At 63.8% G+C, this 4,879-nt stretch carries 3 protein-coding genes; all 3 read right to left on the bottom strand.

The window, feature by feature from the left end:
* Positions 1 to 912 precede the first annotated feature (912 nt).
* Positions 913 to 1,551: a response regulator transcription factor gene (locus LH475_RS03625; RefSeq protein ID WP_297412888.1), complete on the bottom strand. Its 639-nt coding sequence runs from the start codon at positions 1,549 to 1,551 to the stop codon at positions 913 to 915.
* Positions 1,552 to 1,586: 35 nt separating this feature from the next.
* Entirely contained in the window at positions 1,587 to 2,795 is a 1,209-nt protein-coding gene (locus LH475_RS03620) for a histidine kinase (protein WP_297412887.1), read from the bottom strand.
* Positions 2,796 to 2,889: 94 nt separating this feature from the next.
* A complete protein-coding gene (locus LH475_RS03615; protein ID WP_297412886.1) occupies positions 2,890 to 4,242 on the bottom strand; it encodes a DJ-1/PfpI family protein in 1,353 nt (450 codons plus the stop codon).
* Between the last annotated feature and the right edge of the window lie 637 nt (positions 4,243 to 4,879).

Here is a 4,879-nt window from a genome sequence, read left to right as displayed (position 1 = left end):
CCCGATTCATGTCCCTGCTGCCAGCAACCGAGGCGGCTCGTGGCAAGTCATTTTGGATCCTGGACGATGACACTCCCGCGCTACCCGACTTGCTTCGGGTCGTCGGAGGCCACCACGGGGTGACGGTTCCTCGACTGCGCATCCCCGTCTGGATCATCAAGCGGCTTCCCGTCGCTCTCACGCAAGCCGACACTGAGACGTTGAGCTTCCTCTCAGCTGACCGATACCCTACAGGTCCGGCTAACGACCTTGCGTACGCGCATGGCCTGCACCAGCCCAACGTGTCTACCACCTTGACAAGATGGAGCGAATACCTCGCCGAGAACCACTTCGGGCGGCCGAGCAATTGACCAGCTACTTACCCAAATCATTGAGTTCGCGCGACCGACTGACCGTCATGCCGACCATTACCCCGACGGCCTCCTCCATTTAGTCGTAGCTGCACGCGTGTGGGCCAAAGTTGCGGATTACGTCGATATCGTCGACTGATTGTGTCGCAGTAAATGCCGACGACGATCTCCTCCATGTCAGACGTGAAACGGCTCCGGATGTAGCTCCGCTGTAGAGGGTCTTCTAGCCGGTGTCACCATCCGGAGAATTTTTCGGACTCACTCAATCGCGGACTTGTGCCTTTCCGGCCAGAGAGAATCAGACAAGAAACGTGAGAATTTCAGACGGCGAATTGCCAAGAGCCGAAGACCCACTTCACCCTCAGCCATCCGGTCAAGCTGATAACTGAACTGGAAACGCCGGCCTTCCGAGACCCCGGTCGCCGGAATTTTTAGGCACGACCGGGTGATCAGGGCTGAACCAGCGCTGTCGAAGCTGGAACTGCCAGCTGAATGAACCGGGAAAGTGCGGCTTCCTCGATCAGCGCTCGCCGCGCCAGGGCCATCGCTTTGGCGGTCGGTGTTAGGTGAGGCCGTGTTCGTAGGCGAAGATCACAGCATGAACGCGGTCGCGCAGGCCCAACTTCATGAGTACCCGACCGACGTGGGTCTTGACCGTGGATTCCGACACGAATAGCTGCTCGCCAATCTCGGTGTTGGACATTCCGCGCGCAATCAGAAACAGGATGTCCCGTTCCCGTGGCGTGAGCGCCGCGACAGCCTGGTCGCCGCCGGCCGGATCATCCGCGGGTAGTCGCTGGCCGAACAGGTCGAGCATTCGGCGACTGACCCGGGATGACAGCGCCGCCTCACCAGCCGCGACGGCACGAATGGCCGCGAGCAGTTCGGCGGGTTCGACATCTTTGAGCAGAAATCCGCTCGCCCCCGCACGGAGAGCCTTGAACGCATACTCGTCGAGGTCGAAGGTCGTCAGGACGATGACGTGCACGGTCGGCCGGTCCTCGACGATCCGTCGCGTTGCCTCGATCCCATCAAGTCGTGGCATGCGCACGTCCATGAGGACAACGTCGGGTACGAGCGCGTTTGCCAGTTCCATCGCGGCGGCTCCGTCCGCGGCTTCGCCGACCACCTCGACCCCGTCCGCCGCGTCGAGGACCATTCGAAACCCGATTCGAACGAGCGTCTGGTCGTCGACCAGCATCACCCGGATGGGCGCCGCCGCCTCGCCTGACGCGCTCACGCCGACGCCGCCACTGGGGGGATGAGTTGGGCGTGCACTGCCCAGCCACCGCCGTCACGTGGTCCAGTCGTCACTCTCCCACTGTAGAGCGCGACGCGCTCACCAATGCCGACAAGGCCACGACCCAGATCATCGACGGCATTCTCATCCGCGATTCCATCGTCATCGACGATCACAGTCACCAGGTCTGGGTCGAACGTGATCGTGACCGTTACCCGTGTTGCGCCGCGCGCGTGCTTGAGCGCATTGGTCAACGACTCTTGCACGATGCGGTACACAGTCAGCTGCATGACTGCATCCGGTGGAGCGTCGCCGGTGCAGCGCATGTTCACGGGCAACCCGGTGGCACGGAAACGTTCGACCAGTGCGGGCAAGTCCTCGACTCCAGGGGTTGAAGTCGCTTCATCTGCGGGTGTGCCGTCGGGGGCGTCTCGCAAGACGCCCAGCATTCGCCGCATGTCACCCAGCGCACCGCGCCCGGTGCGCGCCACCTCGCGCATCCCCTCAACGGCCCGATCCGGTTCTTTAGTCGCAATTTCGGCCGATCCGTGAGCAAGTGAAATCATGACCGAGAGGCTGTGCGACACGATGTCGTGCATCTCGCGAGCGATCGAGGTGCGCTCGGCGGCGGCGGCGGCTGCCACATCCTGTTCGCGTTCCCGGGCCAGCTGGGCGAGTTGCATGGCGGCGAAATGGCGGCTGCTCCTGACACTGAGGCCGACCAGTAGCGCGACAACGAGCACCACGATTGCCTGCACCGATTCGCCGACGCTCGCCACCGACTGGGGCAGCAGCACTGCCTCGACGACCAGTAGGACGCCGGCGACCCCCCAACCGATGACTGCGCCGCGCACGCTGCGGTAGACCGTAACCGCATAAAGCGCGCAACCGACCGCGATGACGGCGATACTTCCCGGAGTCCAAAACGTGGCCAACATCACTGCCGTCGTCAGCACGAAGACGAGCACGGGGGCCCTGCGACGAAAGAGAAGCGCCAGCCCCGACGCGGCGACTGCGACTGAAGTGATGGCGAATTGGATTGCGTCGTGATCGCCAAACACAACTACCAGAACCACCGCGAACGCGGGCAGCGCATACGCGAGGGCAACGAGGAGATCGGTCTCGCCGGGCCGGGATGCGAACCAGCCCGTAGACGGCGGATGCGGCGCGGCCGATCGTTCCGGCTGAGTTCTCGACTCGCTCATGGTCTGAACTCTATCGCCAGAGACCAGAAGGCCGCCGGAACAGACGACCGCGATGCGACGCTGTTCCGGCGGGCTGGCAGCAGCAAGATCTGGGCTACTTGCCGCTACGACGCTTCACTCGCCTCATCATGGTCGGAATCAGTCCAACCCCCACCGAGAACAGGAGGCTCAGGAGGAGCAGGATCGGCGCTCGCAGCGCGGGGCCGCCGGCCGCCAACTCGAGACCCGCGGTCGGGTAGTCGATCATCTTTGCGGCGGAGATCGCGGTGCCACGATTCGTGTGCGCGGCGAGGTCCTCCAGAGCGCCGTCGAAGCCCGTCGCGCCAGTCGGGCCGTGCAGCGCGTCTGCCGCGATGTTGCGGGCTTTCGCCCACTCTGCCAGCTGCGGGTCGATCGAATTCACGCTCGTTGCGCCGGGAACGATGACCCGGCTCAGTTTCGGGGCCCGCTTCTCCGTGTCGGTGACCAGCACCATCCCGTGTTCAGTAGTGACGGTTCCGTTTGCCGATACAGCCACCGCTCGCGCCGCGTAGGTCATGTTGTAGACCTCGAAGGCACTCGCCACGTCGATTTCACTGACCCCGTCGGTGAGCCCGACACCGACCGTCGGACGCAACCAGGGCGCGATAGCGTTTACGCCGACCGGAAGATCAGCGAGACTGAAGCTCTGCACGGGAATCGCCCTCGAACCATGGAGCGACCAGTCCGGGTAGCCGACCAACGCACCGACCCGCTCCGCCTCTGTGGCGCCATCCAACTGGGCCATGACGCTCAACGCACCCGGGATGCCGGACGTCACCCCCGCCGTCGTCGTGACGGCGCCGTCCTGCACATATCGCTGACCGGTCACCCAGTTCACTTGGGGCCTGGTCTTCTGGAGGGCGGCGACGCGTGACCAGTGGCTGGTAGCGCTACGCCCGTCCAGCAGTCCGGTCTCCGCCAACAACATGGATCCGCTGCATACCCCGAGGACATGTGCGCCCTGGTTTGATTTGCGAACGATCCAATCGCGAAGCGGGGCTTCCGCGCTCCCATACGGGTCACCGACCGCAGGCACGACCACGACATCCGGAGCCGGAGCCCGGCCGGAATCCACGTCGGCGAACGTGAACGTCGGAACGATGGCTGGACCGCCGTCGATCGACGCTGGCGCAGCACTGGCCGCGACCGTGTACACCGAGAATTCAGGAGACGAGGCGAACACGCCGTAGGGTGCGAGGACGTCACTGCCAACCGTGCCGGTGGCGCCCAGCGCGACCGCAACCACGATCCGACCGTCGGAGGAGGGCCGATTCGCGGGCAGGTCTTTCGCGAGAATGGTGGGCACGGGCGCGTGGGTCTGCCCATCGGAGAACAAGAAGCCGGCCAACACGACGGCTGCGAGGGTGACAGTCGAAAGCGTGACGGCGATGGCGACGCGACCTACGCGTCGAAGGCGGTGATGCATGGAAGTCTCCGGTTCATCTGGTTACGCCAGCGACCTCGAATGGAGACCACATGCGTAAATCTGTATCCAAATTACGAACCGGGGCGGCTTGCGTCATCGGACTTCCTGGCACTCCTCGGAGCGAGAAAGTAGCACCCCGGTACCAGGGGTGCATCGGGGCAATAAAGCCAAAAGTGGCTCCGAGCCAATCGTTCAGACTGAATCATCCTCGACTGCACGTCAACCAGCGCCAGCGCAGCCGGGCGATGAACGGCTAGTTGACCCAGCAAAAGAAACAAATGACGTTCCACTTCCGGAGAGAAGGGAAGTCGCTGGTACCGATCGGTTGTTCGGCTCTGGTCGTTGGGCCCATAGGTCGCGCGTCACGCCATGTCTTGGGTATTGAAGGTGACCGGGCGCCGCAACCGGGGCGCTGACGGGCACCGAGCGGGAACGGATCCTGGTTTGGCCGGGCCAGGTGCGCCGATGGCCCGGATCGTCCAAGAGTTGGGCCTGCCACCATAAACAGTGTTTCGCGAAGCCGCGGTTGTCGGTCGGACGGACGGTTTCGGGCCTGGTTCGCTCCTCATCGTGGACGCGGACAGGCTCACCAGCCGAAGAAGTTCAAGTTGCGGCAGGGACCGCGGCTGCGTGCGGT

The organism is Cryobacterium sp. (assembly GCF_026786305.1).
GTDB lineage: Bacteria > Actinomycetota > Actinomycetes > Actinomycetales > Microbacteriaceae > Cryobacterium.
This window is presented reverse-complemented; position numbering and strand designations above follow the sequence as displayed.